This window comes from Ruminococcoides bili (genome assembly GCF_040093295.1).
GTDB lineage: Bacteria > Bacillota > Clostridia > Oscillospirales > Acutalibacteraceae > Ruminococcoides > Ruminococcoides intestinale_A.
Genome location: NZ_JBBNJY010000028.1, coordinates 1 through 21,701 on the forward strand (window position 1 = coordinate 1; position 21,701 = coordinate 21,701).

The window sequence follows — 21,701 nt, forward strand, 5'->3', positions numbered from 1 at the left end:
CCTTTGAAAAGGTCGACCAAACTTTTACAATTGCTTGATAAAACAGTTTCCTAAACCATAATTTACCAAAACTTGTGATAAATAACCGTTTTAACAAAAATTGTTATGGGTATGTATTACTACACCTTAATTTTACGGCATAATTTAGTATTATTTAGATGTAAAAGGTTATTTTGCATTTGATTTAAAATCCGCCTTGTATTAAAAACATAAAAAATATAAGCATATAAAATCAGTGACTTGCTTAGTTAATAGGAGTAGGTGAGGGGTTTTTACTGTATTTTCATATTATAATACAGTTAAAAGCAATGTTTTACGGGAAACAGGCAAAAAGAAAAACCGCATACAAGCCTTAAAAACGGCTTGGCTATGCGGTTTTTGCTTTGGAGCTGGTGAACGGACTTGAACCGTCGACCTACTGATTACGAATCAGTTGCGCTACCAACTGTGCCACACCAGCAAATCGTGACTGACAATATCTATTATACAACGAATATTTGAAAATTTCAAGACTTATTTTGGGAACAATATGGTAATAATTTACAGTGATTTATATTCACTTTTGTGGAATTATTATAAACTTTGTATTATAATTGTTGTAATAGTTAAAATATATATCAAGCATTTATATACAAAGGGTGTGTAGAATTGGCTAAATACGAAGGAAAAAACAGTTCTTTTGCATTAAGACTAAAACAACATCGTGAACTTTGCAGACTTACACAGCAGCAGGTTGCCGATATTTTGAATATTAACAGAACAACCTATACAAAGTATGAAACAGGTGTGTCCGAGCCGAGCCATGAAGTTTTAAGAAAAATTGTTTCTATTTTCGGCACGGATTATAACACTTTGCTTGGTAACGGAAGTTCTTTCTTACCGATAGTTCAGGATCCTGACGATACTTTGAAACTGTATAATCTTTCAAATGACGAAAAAAAGCTTTTGATTGCTTACAGAGCAATGTCCGACGAAAATAAAGCGGATACACTTAATAAGATTAAAGAAAAATTGGAAATTGCTAATAAGTGATTTCGGATAGCATGGGGTTAATTTTGGATTAATAAATGTAATAAAATCACGCATAAAATGAACATAAAAATTTGTAAAAATCCTTTACATTTATTATCCTTTGTGTTATAATCAACTTGTTGACCGCTGCCTCGGAACAAGGGTTAAGCCGATAATTCGGATTTTCACAGCCTTACTCTGGGACGGTTGGCTAAAATTTTTACAAAGGTGGAAACGCAAATGTTAAAAGAAGAAAAGCAGGCTATCATGGCCGAGTACGCTACTCACGAAGGCGACACAGGTTCTCCTGAGGTACAGATTGCTCTCCTTACAAAGAGAATTAATGACCTTACAGAGCACCTCAAGGTTCATAAGAAAGACCATCACAGCAGAAGAGGTCTTCTTAAGATGGTTGGTCAGAGAAGAAGCCTTCTCAACTACCTCATTAAGGTAGACATTGAGAGATACCGTTCTATCATTGCAAGACTTGGTATCCGTAAGTAATTTTGCAAATCAGGGCAAGCGCAAGCTTGCCCTAAATTCCGTTTTTGCGTAAATTTTCTCAGCTGTATTTTAGCGGTAAAACGGGTAAAAAATCTGTAAAATTTTATTGTTTTTATCGGTTTTATTGCTAAAACAGCGTGAAAATCCGCAAGATGCTTATTACAGAAATCGTATGATTTCAGAAAGGATTTTTACAATGAACAGATTAATGACATTCGACAAATACAGAGTGTTTGAAACAGAATTTGCCGGCAGACCTTTAAAGGTTGAAACAGGTAAAATGACACAGCTTGCCAACGGTGCTTGTCTTGTACATTACGGTGATACAACAGTTCATGTTGCTGTTACCGCATCTCCAAAGCCGAGAGAGGGCGTTGACTTTTTCCCGCTTTCAGTTGACTATGAAGAGAAGATGTATGCCGTAGGTAAGATTCCGGGTGCCTATCTCAAGAGGGAGGGCAGACCGTCAGAAAAGGCTATCCTTACAAGCCGTGTAATTGACCGTCCGATTCGTCCGCTTTTTGACAAGAGCATGAGAAACGATGTTTCTATCGTTTGTACCGTAATGAGCGTTGACTTGGACTGCTCACCTGAAATTACAGCTATGATAGGTGCGTCAATCGCTATTTCAATTTCTGATGTTCCGTGGAACGGCCCTATTTCAGGCTGTTCTGTAGGTATGATTGACGGCGAGTACATCATCAACCCGACAGAGGCACAGAGAGCGGTTTCTAAGATGGCTACTACTGTTGCGTCAACAAGCACAAGAATTGCTATGATTGAGGCAGGTGCAGACTGCGTTACAGATGATGAGATGTACAATGCCATTATGGCAGGTCACGAGGCTAACCAGAAGATTATTAAGTTTATTGAGGGCATCAAGGCTGAAATCGGCAAGCCTAAGTTTGAGTTTGCAAGTCTTGAGCCTGACCACGATATGTTTGAGGCTATCAAGGCATTTGCAGAGGAAGATGTAAAGGTTGCTCTTGATACCGATGACAAGACAGTTCGTGACGAGAGATTAAAGCCTATTTACGAGGCTGTTCACGCAAAATTTGATGAGATTTATCCTGACAGTGAAGCGCTTATTGACGAGTGCCTTTACAAGACACAGAAGTTCATCGTTCGTCGTTGGCTGCTTGACGAGCAGAAGCGTGTTGACGGCAGAGGTATGGATGATATTCGTCCGCTCGCAGCAGAAGTTTCTGTACTTCCGAGAGTTCACGGTTCGGGTTTATTTACAAGAGGACAGACACAGGTTCTTACAATCGCTACTCTCGGCCCTGTATCTGACAAGCAGTTGCTTGACGGTATTGACGGCGAAACAGAGAAACGTTACATTCACCACTATAACTTCCCGAGCTATTCAGTAGGCGAAACAAAGCCAAGCAGAGGTCCGGGAAGAAGAGAAATCGGTCACGGCGCACTTGCAGAGCGTGCTCTCGTTCCTGTAATTCCGCCTGTTGAGGAGTTCCCATATGCATTAAGACTTGTATCAGAGGTTCTTTCTTCAAACGGCTCAACCTCACAGGGTTCAATCTGCGGTTCTACACTTGCACTTATGGATGCCGGTGTTCCGATTAAAGCCCCTGTTGCAGGTATTTCTTGCGGTCTTATTACAGAGGGCGAGCGTTGGATGACAATGGTTGACATTCAGGGTCTTGAGGACTTCTTTGGCGATATGGACTTTAAGGTAGCAGGTACAAAAGACGGCATTACAGCTATTCAGATGGACCTTAAAATCAGCGGTCTTACACCTGAAATGATTAAAGAGGCACTTGCAAAGACACATAAGGCTCGTAACTATATTCTCGATGAGGTTATGCTCAAGGCTATTGCAGAGCCGAGAAAAGAACTTTCTCCGTATGCTCCTAAGATGTACACAACTACAATTCCTGCCGAGAAAATCAGCGAGGTTATCGGTAAGAGCGGTAAGGTTATCAAGGAAATTCAGGCTGAATGTGAAGTTAAAGTTGACATTGAAGAAGACGGCGATTACGGTAAGGTATTCGTATCGGGTATTGATGCTGACAAATGCAACAGAGCTATTGAGATTATCAAGACTATCGCTATTGATCCGGAGCCTGGTGCTATGTACCTCGGTAAGGTAACAAGACTTATGGACTTCGGTGCATTTGTAGAGATTGCTCCGGGCAAAGAGGGTCTTGTACACATTTCACAGCTTGATGTAAAGCGTGTAGACAAGGTAACCGATGTAGTAAATGTAGGCGATGTTATCCGTGTTAAGGTAATGGAAATCGACGATAAGGGCAGACTTAACCTTTCCCGTCGTCAGGTTCTCATAGATGTTGACGGTCTTACTCCTGAAAACGATGTAGATACAGAGAGAAAGCCACGCCCACGCAGACCTTTTAATGAGAGAAGAAACAACAACAGAAGATAAATTCTGCTGAAAAAGCAGTGAAACACTCCGCTTTGGATTGCCAAGGCGGAGTGTTTGTTTTAATTATTTAGCCTCAAATACGCTAAACCATAAATTATTAATATTTTTGAATTAAAAAAATAAAACGAAAAGCTCATTGGTTTTGCAAATAATCTAAAACCGATGAGCTTTAAATTTATCCCTGCGGAATAAATCCTGAAATAAATACAATCAATACAAGAACAGGTAATACATATTTTATATACGGTTTAAAAAATCTTGGAAATTTGATACCCTCGCCCTGATTACACTCATTCAAATAGCCGTCAAATCCCCAACCAAATTTTGTTGAACAGAAGAGCGAATACAAGAATGCACCTACAGGAAGAAGAATATTGCTTACAGCAAAGTCCTCAATATCAAGTACGCCTTTGCCTAAAATATTGAATCCGCTTAAAAGATTAAATCCAAAAATGCAAGGCAGACAGCCTATAAGCATAATTATTGCATTTATAATTACGGATTTTGTGCGGCTCATATTGAACATATCAATACAGAACGAAATCAGATTTTCAAACACCGCAATTACGGTTGAGAAACACGCAAAGGTCATAAACATAAAGAACAGCGTGCCCCAAATTCTGCCGCCCGCCATATTTACAAATACATTCGGCAGTGTAACAAATATAAGAGCAGGACCTTGATTCGGCTCAACTCCGTATGAAAAACAGGCAGGGAAGATGATAAGTCCTGCGGTGATAGCGACAAAAGTATCAAGTATGCAAATTTTAATTGATTCGCTCGGCAAAGTTTTTTCTCTTGTCATATAACTGCCTAAAATTTCCATAGAAGCAATGCCAAGGCTTAGTGTAAAGAATGCCTGGCTCATTGCTGATGTAATTATATGTCCGATTCCGATTGACTGCACTTTTTCTAAATCAGGAACAAGGTAAAACTTTATGCCCTCGGCAGCACCCGATAAAGTAAGACTGTTTATCGCAAGAATAACAATCAGCGCAAGCAATAAAATCATCATAACCTTGCTGACTTTTTCAATTCCGTTTTGTATGCCTTTGCTGCACACAAAAAATCCTGCAATAGCCATAACAGCCATCCATATTATCATCTCAACAGGATTAGACATCAGATTTGAAAATACATTGCCGACCTGTTCCGCCGTCATTCCGCTTTCAAATGTACCCGTTGCAAATTTGAAAAAGTAGCTTAGCATCCAACCCGATACAGGTGTGTAGTACATCATAAGCAGATAGCAGCCGAGTATGCAGAACCAACCGTGAATGTGCCACTTGCTTTTTGGTTTTTCAAGTTTTTTGTATGCGAGTACGGCACTTTTTTTACTTGCTCTGCCGATTGCAAGTTCCATAGTCAGCACGGGTATGCCCATAATTACGAGGAACAGCAGGTAAAGGAGTACAAATATTCCGCCGCCGTTCTGACCTGTAACATAAGGAAATCGCCATACATTGCCGATACCGATTGCACAGCCTGCGCTGACAAGTATAAATCCGAGTTTGGATTTAAAATTTTCTCTTTCCATAAATAATCTCCTAAAAGGCAAAATACATTATAATTATATAAAATATTAATATACATTGTCAAGCAATTTAAAAATAAAGTATATAAAATAAGAATTATTATTATTTTGCTTGATTTTTCCAAAATATGTGATATAATAAAGTAAAATAAGTAGTGATTACTAAGTTATCTGATTTAGCGTAATAGAAACTTTATTTTAGGGGGTTAAACAATGGATAAAGTTAATTTAAGAAAAATCGCAATAATAGGTTGCGGATTTGTAGGTTCGGCATCGGCTTTTGCGTTAATGCAGAGCAAAATGTTTTCGGAAATCGTGTTGATTGACGCAGACAAAGATAAGGCAGAGGGCGAGGCTATGGATATAAGCCACGGTATTCCTTTTGTCGGAAATATGAAAATCTATGCAGGTAGCTATGACGATATAGTTGATGCTTCAATTATTGTAATTACTGCCGGTGCGGGACAAAAGCCGGGTGAAACAAGACTTGACCTGGTACATAAGAATGTCGGAATTTTTAAGAGTATTATTCCTGAAATTGCAAAAAGAAAATGCCGCGGCATATTGCTTGTGGTTGCAAACCCTGTTGATATTCTTACATATACGGCTCTTAAACTTTCGGGTTTTGAGGAGAACAGGGTTATCGGTTCGGGTACGGTGCTTGATACCGCAAGACTTAAATGTCAGCTCGGTGAGCATTTGTCGGTTGACAGTCAGAGTGTGCACGCATATATTATAGGTGAGCACGGTGACAGCGAAATTGCCGTATGGAGCAGTGCAAATGTTTCGGGTATTCCGCTTGATGATTTCTGTGAGATGAGAGGTCACTATAATCACGATAAATCGCAGGAAAATATCGCAGAAAAGGTTAAAAACAGTGCCTATGAAATAATTGCGAAAAAGCGTGCTACATATTACGGTGTTGCTATGGCGGTAAAGAGAATTTGCGAGGCAATTATCCGTGACGAAAAATCCATACTTCCTATTTCTTCACTGATGCACGGCGAGTTTGGTATTGACGATGTAGTGCTTAGTATGCCGTCGATTGTGGGTGCAAACGGTATTGAAACTAAAGTTCCGATTTCTCTTAGCGAGGACGAAGAAATCAATCTTAAGAAATCTGCCGATACTTTGCGCAGTATTCTTGATGATTGCGAAATTTAAAAGCAGAGTAAAAGGTGGCTGAAAACTCAGTCACCTTTTTGCTTTTATATTTAATTGTGCAATAAGTTGTAATGAATTTTTATGATAGTATGATAATTATGGGATAGCGTAGTGTTTCGTTATGCAATTAAAAAATTTCCCAATACTATAAATCCCAAATAACCTCTTACAAATCAGTTCCTGTATCAAGCAAAACAAAATGATTTTTTCTGTAGTCTAAAATACCGTCTGATTTCATTTTGCTAAGTTCTTTAGAAAGAGCACTGCGGTCGAGATTTAAGTAATCTGCCATCTGCTGACGGTCAAACGGTATTTCAAAGTCTGTGGAATCGGCTTTTACCGATTCTTCCGACAGATAGGCAAGAACTCTTGTACGCACTGCTTTTGATGAAGTGCAAAAAATTCTTCGTGAAAGAGCAAGATTTTTTTGAGCCGAAAGCATAAGCAGACTGTTCATAAATTTCGGGTACCACGGCTGATTGCTGTTTTCCGGTTTAAGAGCGTTTTTTAAATTTATAAATAAAATTTCGCAACATTCGGCGCATACAACATCGACCATCATCGGAGTTTGCGAAAGGGCATAGGTTTCCGCAAAAATTTCTCCTTCATTTGCATAACTGATTATACTTTTATTGCCCCATATATCAATGTTCTCTATAATGACATTTCCCGAGAGCACAATTCCTACGCTGTCTATAACATCTCCCATATGATAAATATGTGTGTTTTTGGCATAAATGCGTTTTTTCATAAATTTACTCTTGTTCATTTGAGTAATTTCCTGTTCGGACATATTTTTAAATAAAAGTATATCACAAAATTTCATAAAAGCCTCATTTCGTTGCTATAACAACATAATTTCTTTTCTGATTATATTATAATTTATTTGCAAAATCAATACGGAGGTATTTAAGATGATAAGAAGAATTATAAATATAGATGAAGAAAAGTGTAACGGTTGCGGTGCTTGTGCAAATGCCTGTCACGAGGGTGCGATTACAATGGTAAACGGTAAGGCTAAACTTTTGCGTGATGATTATTGCGACGGACTCGGTGACTGTCTGCCAACCTGCCCTACGGGTGCGATTTCTTTTGTTGAGCGTGAGGCTCTCGCATATGATGAAGAGGCGGTAAAAGCCAATATGAAGAAAAAGTCAGAAGCATTCGGCGGCTGCCCCGGACACAGACTGCAGACATTTAACAGAGAAAGCTCTAAAAATACTGCTTTTGCGGAAGACGTAAAAATGCCGTCACACCTTGGTCAGTGGCCGTGTCAGATAAAACTTGTGCCTGTAAACGCTCCGTACTTTGACGGCGCAAAGCTGCTTATTGCCGCCGACTGCACAGCATATGCTTATGCGCAGATGCACAATGATTTTATGCGTGGAAAAATTACACTCATAGGCTGCCCTAAACTTGACGATATCGATTACAGCGAAAAACTTGAAAGTATAATTGCAAATAACAATATTTGGAGCGTAACCGTAGTTCGTATGGAAGTACCGTGCTGCGGAGGTCTTGAGTACGCTGTAAAAAGAGCGTTGCAAAACAGCGGAAAGTTTATACCGTGGCAGGTTGTTACAATTTCCACTGACGGTAAAATTTTAGATTAAATAATAAATTTCAACTAAAGCCTTTACATTTGTAGAGGCTTTTTTATGTAGGCGGGGGAGTGCGGATTTCGATTAAATTTAAAAAAGAATATTCACGGAATAAAACGGTATAATATTTTCAAGGACTGCCCATTCGGACAGCCCTTGAGTAAAATTTATCAGCTTGCGTTTTTAATCTGTAATCTTAACTTATCAGAAATCATAGCAATAAATTCGCTGTTGGTTGGCTTGCCTCTGTCGTTGTGGATAGTGTAGCCGAAGTAGGAATTAAGCACATCAACATCTCCTCTGTCCCAAGCAACTTCAATTGCATGGCGAATTGCTCTTTCAACTCTGGATGATGTGGTTTCGTATTTCTTTGCTACAGACGGATATAATTGTTTTGTAACCGCATTGATTATTTCGGGATGTTCAACCGACATAATAATTGAATCCCTTAAATAGTGATAGCCTTTGATATGAGCGGGAACGCCGATTTCGTGCAAAATTTCAGTTACTTTAAGCTCAATGCCGAATGCGTCAAAAGTTACGGGATTTCCGATGAAACTTTCTTTACTGCGCTTTGTCATATTTACAATATTCTGACAAAGTTCTGAAATGTCATACGGCTTGAGTACAAAATAAGACGCTCCCGAATTCATAACCTGCTGTTCGAGAATTGCGTTGTGGAATGATGAGAATACTATGAAAAGCGGAGCTTTAAGTTTATCTCGTCTTACACTGCGCATTACGCCTATTGCGTCGAGTCTGGTCATAAATGAATCCATAAGGACTACATCCGGCTGTTCTGCCTTAATGCGGTTCAACAGTTCTTCTCCGTCTTTTGAGCAGAAAGCAGGCGTAATGTTGTAATTTTCCATTGTTGCATTGCTTTCCTGCGAAAATTCGGATGCTTCTTCTGTGATGATGAGTTTGATTGCTTTTTCCATTGATTATTTCCCCCAGTAATTTTTCTATGAGATTATATTACCATAAAATGGTAATTTTGGCAATACTTTCCAAGCAAAAAAATTCAATAAATAATAAAATTTTTTTGGTTAAAATAATTAACTGCCAAAAATCAACGGATTTAGCTAAATTATTTGTAATTTTGCATCATATTACCAACATATATTCCGTAACCCTCGTTAGTGGAGTTTACAAAAACATGGGTAACAGCGCCTACAAGTTTACCGTCCATAACAATAGGACTGCCGCTCATACCCTGAACAATACCGCCTGCTTTATCAAGTAATTCTTCATCGGTTACTTTAAGCGTAAAACTTTCGGCAGAGTTTGTGTTTCTGCTTATGCTTGTAATTTCAATGCTGTATGCTTTCGGCGTATTGCCCTCAAGAGTGGTATAAACAGTCGCTTTACCCGTTTTCAGTTCGGATTCTTTTGCAACTTCAAGTTTTTCTTTATTTTCTGTAAGCGAAGTATCAAATGTGCCGTATATTCCGATGTCGCAGTTATCGGTAATTTTTCCTATAACTTTGTCGGAGAAATATCCGTTAAGACTGCCGGGGGAGCCGTTTGTGCTTTTTGTTACACTGCTTATTTCCGCTATAACCGCTTCACCCGAGGCAAGCGGCATAAGCGTGTAAGTGTCGCAGTCGCAAATGCCGTGACCAAGACCCGCAAAGTAATTTTCGCTTTTGTCATAATAGGTTACAGTGCCTATGCCTGCACTACTGTCACGCACCCAAGCGCCTATGAGATAATTGCCGGCCGTGTTTTTTACAGGAACTATCTCTTTTGTAAGCGTTTTGTTGTCACGCTTAAAGGTTACTTCAAGGGTATTTCCGTCTGAATTAAGCGTAGCTTCCCGCAGTGTTTCATTGCTTGTAATTTTAGTACCGTTAATTTCCTTTATAATATCGCTTTCTTTAAGTCCGCCTTTTTTTGCGGGACAAACATATTTACTGCCGTCAAAATAACTTTCGAGTTCAACTATCATAACACCGTCCGAATACATTTTAAGTCCAAACGGTTCACCGCCGAGATAAACATATTCCGGCAGTTCTCCGCTGTTGCAGGGAATAGCAGTGGCAGAAAGTGAAATAATAGCTGTAAGGGCAACTGATAAAAATTTATTAAAAAATTTAAAAAAAATCAAAAAAATCACCTACTTTCCGTTGCAATTCTTAGTTTTTGCATTTATAATATAAGAAAACAGGATTTTTTATTATTAAAAATTTTTTTGGAAGATAAAAAGTAATTAAAGCAGTTTGTAAGTCAAAAATGTTATTATTTTTATAAATTAAAAAATTTTACATTGAAAGGAATTAGAATGGATACTAATTTAAAAGGACTTACTTCGCAAGAGGTAAGTCGCAGAGTAGCGGAAGGTAAGATAAATATTACCTCAAATTTAAAAACAAAATCAATCGGCAGAATATTCAGAGATAATATTTGTACTTTGTTTAACGCAATCAATGTTGTGTTGCTTGCGGCGCTTGCGTTTGTCGGCTCTTACAAGAATATGCTTTTTATCGGCATTATGATTGCCAACACAACAATCGGTATAGTGCAGGAAATTCGTTCAAAGAAAAGTGTAGATAAACTGACTATCCTTTCCGAAAAGAAAGTTACTGTCGTGCGTGACGGCAGAGAGTGCGAAATAAGCAGAGATGAAATTGTACAGGACGATGTGGTTGTTCTTTCCAGAGGCTCCCAGATTCCCGCCGACTGTATTGTGTGTGAGGGCGAATGCAAGGTAAATGAAAGCCTGCTTACAGGCGAATCGGATCTTATAGAAAAAAAGGTCGGTGACGAACTGCTTTCGGGCAGTTTTATCAGTCTTGGCAAATGTTACGCAAAGGCAAACAAAGTCGGCGCAGAAAGCTATGCGGCAAAAATTAACGATGAGGCAAAGTACATAAAGAAAGTTAATTCGGAAATTTTGCGTTCCTTTAATTTTATTATAAAAATATGTACTTTTATTCTTTTTCCCGTAGGCATCGCTTTCTTTATAAGACAGTTTGGTATCAATGACGGCGATTTGCAGGCTACTGTTGTAAGTACGGTTGCGGCTTTGCTCGGTATGATTCCTAAGGGTATGATTTTGCTTACAAGTTCCGTGCTCGCTGTTTCTATTATACGATTGACACGGCAAAAGGTGCTTGTGCAGGAGATGTATTGCATAGAAACTCTCGCAAGGGTTGATGTACTCTGCCTTGACAAAACGGGCACTCTCACTACCGATGAGATGAATGTTACTGATGTTATCACTATGTGTAATAAGGAAGAAATCGGCACGGCGCTTGCCTCAATCGCAAAATATTCCGACGACAAAAACGCAACTTTGCTTGCAATTGAAAAGTACGCAAAAGGACAAAAGCATATCGGCTGTAAAAAATTTTATCCGTTCTCGTCCGAAACCAAGTGGTCGGGCGGCGATTTTGATAACGGTAAATCCTATGTAATGGGTGCTGCTGAATTTATATTTAAGGATAAGAATAAGTATAAAGAGGTATTTGATACCATTGAAAGCATTAACGATACGGTAAGAATTATTGTTCTTGCCTCTTCCGAAAAGTCGCTCGGTAACGGTTTGCCCGACGATATTACTCCGCTTGCCGTTGTTCTTATTAAAGATAAACTCCGTGAAAATGTAAACGATACCATAAATTATTTTAAAGAACAGGGAGTGGCACTTAAGGTTATTTCGGGTGACAGTGTAAAAACCGTTCAGAATATCGCAAAAGATACGGGCATAACAGGTGCGGAAAACGCAATTGATATGACTACTGTAAAAACACAGGAAGAACTTGAAAAAGCGGCGGAAAATTGCAGTGTGTTCGGCAGAGTTACTCCTCAACAGAAAAAACAGCTTGTAATTGCGCTTAAGAAAAAAGGTCATTCTGTTGCTATGACGGGCGACGGTGTAAACGATGTGCTTGCATTAAAAGAGGCAGACTGTTCAATCGCAATGGCGGCAGGAAGTGACGCCGCAAGAAATGTGTCACAACTTGTGCTCGTTAATAATGATTTTGCATCAATGCCGGGTGTTGTGGCAGAGGGCAGACGAACAATCAATAACCTCGAACGCAGTTCGGCTTTGTATATTGTAAAAACAATTTATACAATCATACTTTCGGTATTCTTCATATTCTTTCATATGCCGTATCCGTTTGAGCCTATTCATTTTTCACTTGTTGGCACTCTTACGGTAGGTTTGCCGTCCTTTGTGCTTGCTTTGCAGCCTAATAAAAACCGAATTAAAGGTAATTTTACCTACAATATAATTGCAAGAGCGGTGCCTGCCGCATTCTGTACCGTTCTCAATATCATAGGTATGGCTGTTATTACGAAGTTTACAACGCTTGCACCTGACGAGTATTCTACAATATGTGTATATATGACGGCATTGTGTGCTTATATGCTCATTTTAAGACTTTCATATCCGTTTAATGCATTGAGAATTGCTATGCTTACTGTGTCGGCGGTCGGCATTGTGCTCGGTTGTGTATTCTTTGCCGGATTCTTCTCGCTTGTATGGCTTTCGGTTGACGGACTTATTTTGTTCGGTTTGCTGTCGGCATTTACAATTGTATTATTCAATCTTCTTTATAATTATGCCGAAAAGCTGATTGAGAAAAATAAAAACAAATATAAATAAGAAAGGGGTTGAAAGTGTGAAAATTAAATTACCGACCGATGTCAGAATGATAATTGACAGATTTGAGAAAAACGGTTTTTCCGCATATGCGGTGGGCGGCTGTGTGCGTGATTCTTTACTGCAAAAAGAGCCAAATGATTGGGATATTTGTACCGATGCTTTGCCGCAGGATATTCTTCGTCTTTTTTCTGATTTTCATACTTTCGACACCGGAATAAAGCACGGTACTGTGTCTGTAGTGATAAATTCTTTCGTGTATGAAATTACAACTTTTCGCATTGACGGAGAGTATTTCGATAATCGTCACCCTGAAAAGGTAGAATTTACGGATGATTTGGTTACGGATTTGTCACGCAGAGATTTTACCGTAAACGCTATGGCTTACAGCGACCGTACAGGTCTTGTAGATCCGTTTGACGGCGCATACGACCTTGAGCTTATGGCGGTGCGCTGTGTAGGTAATCCCGTTGAGCGCTTTACCGAGGACGCATTGCGTATTATGCGTGCTCTGCGCTTTGCCTCGTGCTATAATATGGCGATAGAAAAGCATACCGCCAATGCAATTTTTGAATGTAAAAAACTTTTGAATAATATTGCCGCCGAACGCATAACCGTCGAGTTCAACAAACTTGTATGCGGAGAAAGCTGTGAGTACATAATGCGCAGGTTTAAAGATGTGTTTGCGGTATTTTTGCCCGAAATATCAATTATGTTTGGGTACGACCAACATACCAAACATCATAACAAAACGCTTTGGAGGCACACCACCTGTGCAATGACAAATATCGACCCGACTCCGCTTTTGCGAATTACCATGCTTTTTCATGATTTGGGCAAACCTATGGCTTGCAAGCGTGACCCTGACGGTACGGCTCATTTTAAGGGTCATCCAAAATTCAGCGCAGTAATGGCAGAGCAAATACTTGAGCGCCTTAAGTATCCACGGGATTTTATAGACGATTGCGTAACGCTGATTGCGTTTCATGATGTAAGGTTTACAGGCAGTAAACCGCAGATAAAACGAGTGATGAACAAAATCGGTGAAACTGATATGCGCAGGCTTTTAAAGGTGCAGTATGCCGATTTAACGGCACAGTCTATGTACCTTAGAGATGAAAAAATGAGCAAGTATAATCTTGCCTGTGCCGCATTTGAAGAAGTTATAAAGGAAAAGGATTGTTTTACGCTGAAACAGCTTGATATTAACGGTCACGATTTGATAAAAACAGGAATTACCGACGGCAAACAAATCGGAAATATCCTTGATAAATTGCTCGGTATGGTGATTGACGAAAAAATCGAAAATAAAAACTCAATCCTTATGCAGAAAGCAAAAGAATTGAGCGGAATAGATTAATTATATCGCAAACAAAAACCGCAGATAAGTGTCGGCTTATCTGCGGTTAAATTGTTTTTAATCATCATCATACTCGTTATCGGGAGTGATGTTTATCATTTGAGATTCGTTTGAAATTTTCTTTGCATAGTGTCCGATTGTAGCGATAAGTGTAAGTCCTGAAATGCCCTCATATACAAGAGCGATTCCTAAAATAATCATAATTATATCCGCAAAGAAACCGGGGAAGATAATTGTTGTAATCGCAAAAATTATAATAAGTGCGGAAACCACAAAACTTATCCACCAATATTTTACTCCGAGCGTCTTTAACTGAAACGACCTTTTAATATCAATGGTACTGTCAACGATAATCAAAATACCGATTATTGCGAATATCATTCCTAAAATCGACTGCGGAGAAATCAAGAAGAAAACTCCGAATGCGGTAGCCGCAATGCCGACAATCATTTCAAAGCCGAAAGACGCTTGTTTTGAAGTGAAATATGTTATGAGATTAAACAGTCCGTAAACCGTCAGCGCACCGCCGAGCGTATAGCAAAGCGCAATGCTTACCTTGTCGGGATAAAAAATCATAACAAAGCCGAGTACAATATAGGCAAGAGCCGAGATAATGGCGGTAGAAATTGCCTTGCCGTGTTTTTTATTTTTGCTTTTGCTCATTAATCAATCACCTCATCAGTCAATGCGCTTGTCGCAGTAGTCGCACATCTGCATACCGAGTTTTAAGTATGAACGATTCGGCAGGTATTCTTCCCGTGCGGTAATGCATCTCGGATTTGTACAGCGTTTGTCTATAACAGAGATTTCTCTGTCCTTAAGCATAAAGTCGTCATCCTGTAAAAGCAGGAGAATAAGTGCCATTCTGCCGTACATACCGTAGAGTGCCTGCTTAAAGTACAGGGCACGGGGGTCGTCGTCTATGTCAACCGTGATTTCGTTTACTCTTGGCAGCGGATGAAGAATGATCATATCTTCCTTGGCTTTTGCAAGTTTCTCTTTGTCAAGAACAAATACATACTTCTGCTTTTCGTATTCCTCTTTGCTTGCAAAGCGTTCCTGCTGTATTCTTGTCATATAAAGTACATCAAGGTCGGAAATAGAACTTGCAAGGTCATTTGAAAATTCATATTTACAGTTGTTCTTTTCAAGAATATCAATAATGTAAAGCGGTACTTGTAATTCTTTTGTGGAAATAAGCACAAATGAATTGTTATCGTACTGCGAAAGTGCCTTTATGAGTGAATGTACGGTTCTGCCGTTTAATAGGTCGCCGCAGATACCGATTTTTAGGTTATCAAGTCTGCCTTTTTCGCAGCTTAAAGTAACTATATCGGCAAGAGTTTGTGTAGGGTGAAGATGTCCGCCGTCGCCGCAGTTGATAAACGGAACGCCTGCATACATAGACGCAGCCATAGCAGAACCCTCTACAGGGTGGCGCATTGCGATAATGTCGGCATAGCCGCCTACAATTGTTATGGTATCTTTAAGGCTTTCACCTTTGGCAACGGAAGAATTGAGCGGATTGTCAAAACCGATTGTTCTGCCGCCGAGTTTGAGCATTGCAGTCTGAAAAGACATTTGAGTTCTTGTGCTCGGCTCATAGAAAAGCGTAGCAAGAATTTTGCCGTCGCAGGCGTGTCTGTAATCAGCAGGATTTTCCATAATTTTTTTAGCTTTTTTAATCAGCATATCAAGCTGTTTTTTCGACATTGCGTCAAGGTCAATAAGATTTTTATTAGCCATTAAAAACACTACCTTTATAATTTTTTTCTATTTTATCAAAAATATACAAGGTTTTAATATCAATAAAGAAAAATAACATTTAAATTTACATTTACCGACAACCGTATATTACATATTTTGTTAAGATTACATTACATTTGCCGAATAAACTTATTTTTTATACTTTTTATTCAAAAATATTCTTTTGACTTTTGCAAAATTATGTATTATAATAGGAAGAAATATACAACAAATAGACAAAATTTTACTGCTACACAGAGGGTATTGATTTTGAATTACGATTATACTTTGACCGATACTTTAAAAATGGCAGTCGGCAGTCAGATAGTTTTCGAAAAGGAAAATTCGAGAAAATGTGAGGAGAACAAATTATGTATGATGATTACAAGGTAAGCGATGACTTAAAAAATATGATGAATAACGAACGAATTGTGTGGTCGGGCAGACCTAAGAAGTCGTGCTTTGTGCTTGAGTGTATTTTTAACCCAATGCTTATTTTTGCTTTCATTTGGTTTATGTTTGATTTTATGTTTATAAGTCAAATTTTCTCAAGCGACCTTTCTGAGTTAGACTCAAGCGTATGGATGTTTGTCGGCTTTTTCGCTCTTCATTTAATGCCTGTATGGATTTATCTCGGCGGCGTTATATTTTCTTTCAGAAAGCTGAAAAATACGGAATATGCCATTACCGATAAAGGAATTTACAGTACAAACGGCTGTTTTTCCAAACAGTATAATTTTAAGCCTTTTACAGACCTTTCGCATGTGTATATTCACAGAGGTATTTTTGACCAGTGGCTCGGAGTAGGCGATGTTATTTCCGAATGTCATCATTACGCCGCTGTTCGTTCGAATAGCAGACATTCTGATAATTTTACTATTTCCGATATTCCCGATTATGTTGAAGTTTGCAACATTATAAAAAAGTATCAGACAGATATTTATGCCGATACACAATTCCCAAACGACTACAGACCGCAGTCTAACCACGGTTACAACACAAATTATTATCCGAACGGCGGAGTAAATCCAAATAATTTTTACGGACAGAACAGCAATCCGAACGCTTACTACAATAACCAGCGCAACGCATATTATAATCAAAACAATGCGCAAAATTACAACAGAAATTATAATGCAAATCCGCAGAATATCAATCCCGATTACAACAGCAACCCCGATTTTACGGGCGAAAATTGTGACACTCACAACGGCTATGAGGTAAACGGCGGAAGTAACAATTACGATAGCTGGGACAGTCCAAACGCAGGCAAAAACAAAGACAGCTGGGACATTCAGTAAGAATTTGCAGAAATATTTATAAATTTGTTTTGACATTTTACAGCTTTGGTACTATAATAAAGAAAACAATACAAAACGGGAGCCGAGCGGCTGAGAGGAAATGAATTGACATTTCGACCGTAAACCTGATTTGGATAATGCCAACGGAGGGACTTTGCAGCGTAAGTTTGTTATAGGCTTACGGTAAATATTTTACATACAAAGTGCGTCGGTTCGGCGCACTTTATTTTTTGCTTTTCGGAGGTGAAGTTATGATAAGAATAAACGGAGTTGATATTGATAAAATTGAAATTTCACTTATGCAGTACCTTGAAGAAAATTCAATTTCACCGCAGAGAATTGCGGTTGAGCTTAACGAGGAAATTCTGCCGAAGGCAAATTACGCCGCTACTGTTCTCAAAGACGGAGATGTAGTAGAAATCGTAAATTTTGTCGGCGGCGGTTGTTGAGTTTTTACGCATTAAATTATAAAGGAGATAATAATAATGGAAAATGATAAGCTGATTTTAGGCGGACACGAATTTAATTCCCGATTTATTCTCGGTTCGGGTAAGTATTCGCTTGACCTTATAAAAGCGGCAGTTGAAAATGCAGGCGCAGAGATTATTACTCTTGCACTAAGACGAGCTGTAACAGGCAAGGTTGCAAATATTCTTGACTATATTCCTAAGAATGTTACTCTTTTGCCCAATACCTCGGGTGCAAGAAATGCCGATGAGGCTGTAAGAATTGCAAGACTTGCAAGAGAAGCAGGCTGCGGCGACTTTATTAAAATTGAGGTAATCAGAGATTCAAAGTACCTTTTGCCGGATAATTACGAAACGGTAAAGGCTACCGAAATTCTTGCAAAAGAGGGTTTTGTGGTACTTCCGTATATGTATCCGGACCTTAATGTGGCAAGAAGTTTAAGAGATGCGGGTGCTGCCGCAATTATGCCGCTCGGCTCTCCGATAGGTTCAAACAAGGGAATAGCAACAAAGGAATTTATTAAAATCATCATCAACGAAATAGACTTGCCTGTTATTGTTGACGCAGGTATCGGCAGACCGTCGCAGGCTTGCGAGGCTATGGAAATGGGTGCGGCGGCTGTAATGAGCAATACCGCCATTGCCACTGCAGGTGATATTCCTATGATGGCAAACGCATTTAAAAAGGCGATTGAGGCAGGCAGACAGGCTTATCTTTCAGGTCTTGGCAGAGTAATTGAGAACGGTGCGTCTGCATCATCACCTCTTACGGGATTTCTTGAAAGTTGAGGCGTGAACAATGGAAGAAAGAATTGACCATATGAAATATCTGCCCGATATGGAGCAGATTGATTCTGATATACCCGACAGAGTAATTGCAGAAATGAATGGATATGACCCGTCGATTTATACCGAAAACGATGTAAGACGGGCACTTGAGCACGATGAAAAAACTGTTGACGATTTTAAGGCTTTGCTTTCGCCTGCGGCATTGCCTTTGCTTGAAGAAATTGCCGAGGCGGCAAGGGTTGAAACAAAAAAGCACTTCGGCAACTCGGTTAATATGTTTACACCGCTTTACATTTCAAATTATTGTGAGAATTACTGTATTTACTGCGGCTTTAACTGTCACAATAAAATTCACCGTGCAAAGCTGAACGCAGAGGAAATCGAGCACGAAATGCAGGCAATTGCAAAGACAGGCTTGCAGGAAATACTTATTCTGACAGGCGAAAGCAAAAAAATGTCGGATGTTAAGTATATCGGCGAGGCTTGCAAAATTGCGAGAAAGTATTTTAAAGTCGTAGGACTTGAAGTATATCCGATGAACAGCGACGAGTACCGTTATGTGCACGAATGTGGCGCCGACTATGTAACCGTTTTTCAGGAAACCTATAATTCCGATAAATACGAAACGCTCCACCTTGCGGGTCATAAGAGAATTTTCCCGTACAGAGTAAATACTCAAGAAAGAGCTTTGATGGGCGGTATGCGTGGCGTAGGTTTTGCGGCGCTTTTAGGACTTAGCGACTTCCGTAAAGACGCATTTGCCACAGGTATGCACGCTTATCTTATTCAAAGAAAGTATCCGCACGCAGAAATTGCTTTTTCCTGCCCAAGATTAAGACCGATTATCAATAACGATAAAATCAATCCGAAAGATGTACACGAACCGCAGCTTTTGCAGGTTATTTGTGCGTACAGATTGTTTATGCCGTTTGCAAGCATTACTATTTCAACGAGGGAGTGTCAGCGCTTCCGTGACAATGTGGTTGACATTGCGGCAACTAAGATTTCCGCAGGCGTAGATGTGGGAATAGGCGGTCACGGCGGTGAAAGCGAGAAAAAGGGCGACGAGCAGTTTGAAATTTCAGACAGCAGAAATGTTGACGAGGTTTACAAGGCTCTTACCGATAAGGGCTTACAGCCCGTTATGAGTGATTACATCTATGTGTAATGTAGTAAGCGTGACGGCAAAGCCGCTTTGCAAAGATGATTTTTTACAGAAAATACAAAAAATATCCGATTCCGATACACAATATATAATTCTTAGGGAGAAATATCTTTCCGAACAGGAATACTTCAATCTTGCAAAAAATGTGCTTTCGGTTTGTGACAAAGACAAATTGATTATACATAATTTTCCCGAAACCGCTGTGAAACTCGGTGTTAAAAAAATTCATCTGCCTTTCGGTGCGTTTAAAGATTTAAAGGGCAGAGAGGATTTTGATTTGCTCGGAACTTCCGTACATAGTACGGAGGACGCAATATTTGCCGAAGAAAACGGAGCGGATTACATTACGGCGGGTAATATTTTTGAAACCGACTGCAAAAAAGGACTAAAGGGTAAAGGGGTGAATTTTTTGCGGAATGTGTGTGACAGTGTAAATATTCCCGTCTACGCAATAGGCGGTATAAATGCCGATACCGCAAAAGAATTAAAATCCGTAAACAGAAAGAATTTTGCCGGTGTATGCGTTATGTCACTTCTTATGCAGAGTGAAAATATAAATGACGAAGTTATGAAAATTAAGCGTGAATTGGGGTGATACAGCGTGAAATTTGACAAAAATATGCTTGCGTTATATGCGATTACAGACAGAAAATGCATAGGCGACCGTGGACTTGAGTACAGCGTTGAGCAGGCTTTATCAGGCGGCGCAACAATGATTCAGTTAAGAGATAAGGAAGTCGATTTTGATACACTCTGTAAAGAGGCAGACAGTCTGCTTAAAATTTGCCAAAAGTATAACGCACCGTTGATCATTAACGATAACGCAGATGTTGTAATAAAGACAGGTGCTGACGGTGTGCACCTCGGTCAGAACGATATGGAGCTTGCCAAGGCGAGAGAAATCCTCGGTAAAGATAAAATAATCGGCGGCTCGGCACGCACAATTGAACTTGCCAAAAAAGCAGAGCAGAGCGGAACGGATTACATAGGCAGCGGTGCGGTGTTCGGCACACTTACAAAGGCAGACGCAAAATACCTCGGTACAGAAAATCTTAAGAAAATATGTGGCGCTGTCGGTATTCCTGTTGTGGCAATCGGCGGTGTAAGCGCAGATAATATACCGCAGCTTGAAAATTGCGGTATAAGCGGCATTGCCGTGGTGAGTGCGATTTTTGGCGCTGACAATATCTGTTCCGCCGCACAAAAATTAAGAAAACTTGCAGACAGCGTAATTTACGGAGGTTAGTTTGAAAACTGTATTGACAATAGCCGGCAGCGACTGCTCTGGAGGAGCGGGAATACAGGCTGATATAAAAACAATAACAATGCACTATTGCTATGCAATGAGCGTCATTACCGCCCTTACGGCGCAAAACACAACGGGTGTATACGGTATTGAGCAGACGAGCGACGAGTTTATAGCAAATCAGCTTGACTGTGTGTTTACCGATATTTTTCCGGACGCAGTAAAAATAGGTATGGTTTACGGCAACAATTCCGCAAAAGTAATTGCCGACAAGCTCAATTTTTACAAAGCAAAAAATATTGTGACCGACCCTGTAATGGTATCTACCAGTGGCAGCAGGCTCATAAGCGAGCAGGGACTTGAAAATCTGAAAAAATACCTTTTGCCGATTTCCGCACTTGTCACTCCGAATGTACCCGAGGCTGAAATTTTGAGCGGAATTAATATCAAAAATTTACAGGATATGCAAAATGCCGCTAAAATAATTTCCGATAAATACGGCTGTGCCGTACTCTGTAAGGGCGGTCATTTAGAGGATTGCAGTGATGATTTGCTTTACTCTGACGGCGAGTTTTATACTTACCCCTCGGTAAGAATTGACAATCCCAATACTCACGGCACCGGATGTACGCTTTCAAGCGCAATAGCAAGCAATCTTGCGAAAGGCTTTGAAATTCCTCAAGCCGTTGAGAACGCAAAGGCGTATGTAACAAAAGCAATCGGCGTAAAACTTGACCTCGGCAAAGGCAGAGGACCGCTGATGCATAACTATATTTTACAAAATTTTAAATGAAAAG

General features: G+C 39.6%; 21 protein-coding genes, 1 tRNA gene and 1 riboswitch. Of the genes, 15 read left to right on the forward strand and 7 right to left on the reverse strand.

The window, feature by feature from the left end; all coding sequences use genetic code 11:
• Window positions 1–384: 384 nt before the first annotated feature.
• Window positions 385–460 (reverse strand) — tRNA-Thr (locus tag AAAY30_RS08790).
• A 188-nt stretch (window positions 461–648) separates the two neighbouring features.
• On the opposite strand from AAAY30_RS08790, the gene AAAY30_RS08795 reads away from it, so the two are divergent.
• The 3 genes from AAAY30_RS08795 (at window position 649) to AAAY30_RS08805 (ending at window position 3,919) form a co-directional block, all read left to right on the forward strand.
• On the forward strand, window positions 649–1,032 hold the full coding sequence (locus tag AAAY30_RS08795; RefSeq protein ID WP_249377436.1) for a helix-turn-helix domain-containing protein: 384 nt from the start codon (window positions 649–651) through the stop codon (window positions 1,030–1,032).
• 219 nt (window positions 1,033–1,251) lie between these two features.
• Window positions 1,252–1,515 carry a 30S ribosomal protein S15 gene (gene rpsO, locus AAAY30_RS08800; protein WP_022233876.1) on the forward strand — a complete coding sequence of 88 codons (264 nt, stop codon included), beginning with the start codon at window positions 1,252–1,254 and terminating at the stop codon, window positions 1,513–1,515.
• Between the two features lie 196 nt (window positions 1,516–1,711).
• Window positions 1,712–3,919: a polyribonucleotide nucleotidyltransferase gene (locus tag AAAY30_RS08805; protein WP_337785548.1), complete on the forward strand. Its 2,208-nt coding sequence runs from the start codon at window positions 1,712–1,714 to the stop codon at window positions 3,917–3,919.
• A gap of 175 nt (window positions 3,920–4,094) precedes the next feature.
• Here AAAY30_RS08805 and AAAY30_RS08810 read toward each other — a convergent pair whose 3' ends face one another.
• Window positions 4,095–5,456, reverse strand: a complete 1,362-nt coding sequence (locus tag AAAY30_RS08810; protein WP_195410013.1) for a sodium-dependent transporter — start codon at window positions 5,454–5,456, stop codon at window positions 4,095–4,097.
• Window positions 5,457–5,666: 210 nt separating this feature from the next.
• Here AAAY30_RS08810 and AAAY30_RS08815 point away from each other — a divergent pair, with 210 nt between their 5' ends.
• The gene (locus tag AAAY30_RS08815) at window positions 5,667–6,617 is read left to right on the forward strand and encodes an L-lactate dehydrogenase (protein ID WP_186934687.1); all 951 of its coding nucleotides are present in this window, start codon (window positions 5,667–5,669) and stop codon (window positions 6,615–6,617) included.
• Between the two features lie 166 nt (window positions 6,618–6,783).
• On the opposite strand, the gene AAAY30_RS08820 is transcribed toward AAAY30_RS08815, so the two are convergent.
• Complete coding sequence (locus AAAY30_RS08820) at window positions 6,784–7,443, reverse strand: Crp/Fnr family transcriptional regulator (RefSeq protein ID WP_195410012.1); 660 nt, start codon at window positions 7,441–7,443, stop codon at window positions 6,784–6,786.
• Between the two features lie 88 nt (window positions 7,444–7,531).
• Here AAAY30_RS08820 and AAAY30_RS08825 point away from each other — a divergent pair, with 88 nt between their 5' ends.
• Window positions 7,532–8,230, forward strand: a complete 699-nt coding sequence (locus AAAY30_RS08825; protein WP_195410011.1) for a 4Fe-4S binding protein — start codon at window positions 7,532–7,534, stop codon at window positions 8,228–8,230.
• Window positions 8,231–8,388: 158 nt separating this feature from the next.
• On the opposite strand, the gene spo0A is transcribed toward AAAY30_RS08825, so the two are convergent.
• Window positions 8,389–9,159: a sporulation transcription factor Spo0A gene (spo0A, locus tag AAAY30_RS08830; RefSeq protein ID WP_022233870.1), complete on the reverse strand. Its 771-nt coding sequence runs from the start codon at window positions 9,157–9,159 to the stop codon at window positions 8,389–8,391.
• A 149-nt stretch (window positions 9,160–9,308) separates the two neighbouring features.
• Window positions 9,309–10,328, reverse strand: a complete 1,020-nt coding sequence (gene spoIVB / locus AAAY30_RS08835; protein ID WP_337781830.1) for a SpoIVB peptidase — start codon at window positions 10,326–10,328, stop codon at window positions 9,309–9,311.
• Between the two features lie 174 nt (window positions 10,329–10,502).
• Between spoIVB and AAAY30_RS08840 the strand changes: the two genes are divergently transcribed.
• Window positions 10,503–12,833 (forward strand): HAD-IC family P-type ATPase, encoded by a 2,331-nt coding sequence (locus AAAY30_RS08840; RefSeq protein ID WP_499215666.1) that lies wholly within the window; start codon window positions 10,503–10,505, stop codon window positions 12,831–12,833.
• A 16-nt stretch (window positions 12,834–12,849) separates the two neighbouring features.
• Entirely contained in the window at window positions 12,850–14,190 is a 1,341-nt protein-coding gene (locus AAAY30_RS08845; protein WP_337781832.1) for a CCA tRNA nucleotidyltransferase, read from the forward strand.
• A 57-nt stretch (window positions 14,191–14,247) separates the two neighbouring features.
• On the opposite strand, the gene AAAY30_RS08850 is transcribed toward AAAY30_RS08845, so the two are convergent.
• Together AAAY30_RS08850 and pyrB are read right to left on the reverse strand one after the other, a co-directional pair.
• The gene (locus AAAY30_RS08850; protein ID WP_302703539.1) at window positions 14,248–14,853 is read right to left on the reverse strand and encodes an HdeD family acid-resistance protein; all 606 of its coding nucleotides are present in this window, start codon (window positions 14,851–14,853) and stop codon (window positions 14,248–14,250) included.
• A gap of 15 nt (window positions 14,854–14,868) precedes the next feature.
• Complete coding sequence (gene pyrB / locus AAAY30_RS08855) at window positions 14,869–15,936, reverse strand: aspartate carbamoyltransferase (protein ID WP_294655606.1); 1,068 nt, start codon at window positions 15,934–15,936, stop codon at window positions 14,869–14,871.
• Between the two features lie 270 nt (window positions 15,937–16,206).
• Here pyrB and AAAY30_RS08860 point away from each other — a divergent pair, with 270 nt between their 5' ends.
• The 8 genes from AAAY30_RS08860 to thiD all read left to right on the forward strand — a co-directional run bounded on the left by AAAY30_RS08860 (window position 16,207) and on the right by thiD (window position 21,697).
• On the forward strand, window positions 16,207–16,329 hold the full coding sequence (locus AAAY30_RS08860; protein ID WP_499215667.1) for a hypothetical protein: 123 nt from the start codon (window positions 16,207–16,209) through the stop codon (window positions 16,327–16,329).
• Window positions 16,308–17,237, forward strand: coding sequence for a PH domain-containing protein (locus tag AAAY30_RS08865; RefSeq protein ID WP_302484035.1), 930 nt, complete (start codon window positions 16,308–16,310; stop codon window positions 17,235–17,237). Before AAAY30_RS08860 ends, AAAY30_RS08865 begins: the two co-directional genes overlap by 22 nt.
• 65 nt (window positions 17,238–17,302) lie before the next feature.
• Window positions 17,303–17,407: riboswitch (TPP riboswitch) on the forward strand.
• 81 nt (window positions 17,408–17,488) lie between these two features.
• Window positions 17,489–17,686, forward strand: a complete 198-nt coding sequence (thiS, locus tag AAAY30_RS08870) for a sulfur carrier protein ThiS (protein WP_022234152.1) — start codon at window positions 17,489–17,491, stop codon at window positions 17,684–17,686.
• Window positions 17,687–17,722: 36 nt separating this feature from the next.
• Window positions 17,723–18,493, forward strand: a complete 771-nt coding sequence (locus AAAY30_RS08875) for a thiazole synthase (RefSeq protein ID WP_117704316.1) — start codon at window positions 17,723–17,725, stop codon at window positions 18,491–18,493.
• Window positions 18,494–18,503: 10 nt separating this feature from the next.
• Complete coding sequence (gene thiH / locus AAAY30_RS08880; RefSeq protein ID WP_303248587.1) at window positions 18,504–19,661, forward strand: 2-iminoacetate synthase ThiH; 1,158 nt, start codon at window positions 18,504–18,506, stop codon at window positions 19,659–19,661.
• A complete protein-coding gene (locus AAAY30_RS08885) occupies window positions 19,654–20,253 on the forward strand; it encodes a thiamine phosphate synthase (protein WP_444432499.1) in 600 nt (199 codons plus the stop codon). The genes thiH and AAAY30_RS08885 overlap by 8 nt, the downstream gene beginning before the upstream one ends.
• A 6-nt stretch (window positions 20,254–20,259) precedes the next feature.
• Window positions 20,260–20,904: a thiamine phosphate synthase gene (gene thiE / locus AAAY30_RS08890; RefSeq protein ID WP_303248585.1), complete on the forward strand. Its 645-nt coding sequence runs from the start codon at window positions 20,260–20,262 to the stop codon at window positions 20,902–20,904.
• Between the two features lies 1 nt (window position 20,905).
• Window positions 20,906–21,697: a bifunctional hydroxymethylpyrimidine kinase/phosphomethylpyrimidine kinase gene (thiD, locus tag AAAY30_RS08895; RefSeq protein WP_303248584.1), complete on the forward strand. Its 792-nt coding sequence runs from the start codon at window positions 20,906–20,908 to the stop codon at window positions 21,695–21,697.
• Window positions 21,698–21,701 lie beyond the last annotated feature (4 nt).

Excerpts from the sequence above, each read along its gene's own strand:
- thiS (WP_022234152.1), top strand. The coding sequence starts at position 17,489 with ATGATAAGAATAAACGGAGTTGATATTGATAAAATTGAAATTTCACTT.
- thiH (WP_303248587.1), top strand. The coding sequence starts at position 18,504 with ATGGAAGAAAGAATTGACCATATGAAATATCTGCCCGATATGGAGCAG.
- spo0A (WP_022233870.1), bottom strand. The coding sequence starts at position 9,159 with ATGGAAAAAGCAATCAAACTCATCATCACAGAAGAAGCATCCGAATTT.
- AAAY30_RS08815 (WP_186934687.1), top strand. The coding sequence starts at position 5,667 with ATGGATAAAGTTAATTTAAGAAAAATCGCAATAATAGGTTGCGGATTT.
- AAAY30_RS08810 (WP_195410013.1), bottom strand. The coding sequence starts at position 5,456 with ATGGAAAGAGAAAATTTTAAATCCAAACTCGGATTTATACTTGTCAGC.
- AAAY30_RS08805 (WP_337785548.1), top strand. The coding sequence starts at position 1,712 with ATGAACAGATTAATGACATTCGACAAATACAGAGTGTTTGAAACAGAA.
- AAAY30_RS08850 (WP_302703539.1), bottom strand. The coding sequence starts at position 14,853 with ATGAGCAAAAGCAAAAATAAAAAACACGGCAAGGCAATTTCTACCGCC.
- AAAY30_RS08885 (WP_444432499.1), top strand. The coding sequence starts at position 19,654 with ATGTGTAATGTAGTAAGCGTGACGGCAAAGCCGCTTTGCAAAGATGAT.
- pyrB (WP_294655606.1), bottom strand. The coding sequence starts at position 15,936 with ATGGCTAATAAAAATCTTATTGACCTTGACGCAATGTCGAAAAAACAG.
- AAAY30_RS08875 (WP_117704316.1), top strand. The coding sequence starts at position 17,723 with ATGGAAAATGATAAGCTGATTTTAGGCGGACACGAATTTAATTCCCGA.
- AAAY30_RS08865 (WP_302484035.1), top strand. The coding sequence starts at position 16,308 with ATGTATGATGATTACAAGGTAAGCGATGACTTAAAAAATATGATGAAT.
- rpsO (WP_022233876.1), top strand. The coding sequence starts at position 1,252 with ATGTTAAAAGAAGAAAAGCAGGCTATCATGGCCGAGTACGCTACTCAC.
- AAAY30_RS08820 (WP_195410012.1), bottom strand. The coding sequence starts at position 7,443 with ATGAAATTTTGTGATATACTTTTATTTAAAAATATGTCCGAACAGGAA.
- AAAY30_RS08840 (WP_499215666.1), top strand. The coding sequence starts at position 10,503 with ATGGATACTAATTTAAAAGGACTTACTTCGCAAGAGGTAAGTCGCAGA.
- AAAY30_RS08825 (WP_195410011.1), top strand. The coding sequence starts at position 7,532 with ATGATAAGAAGAATTATAAATATAGATGAAGAAAAGTGTAACGGTTGC.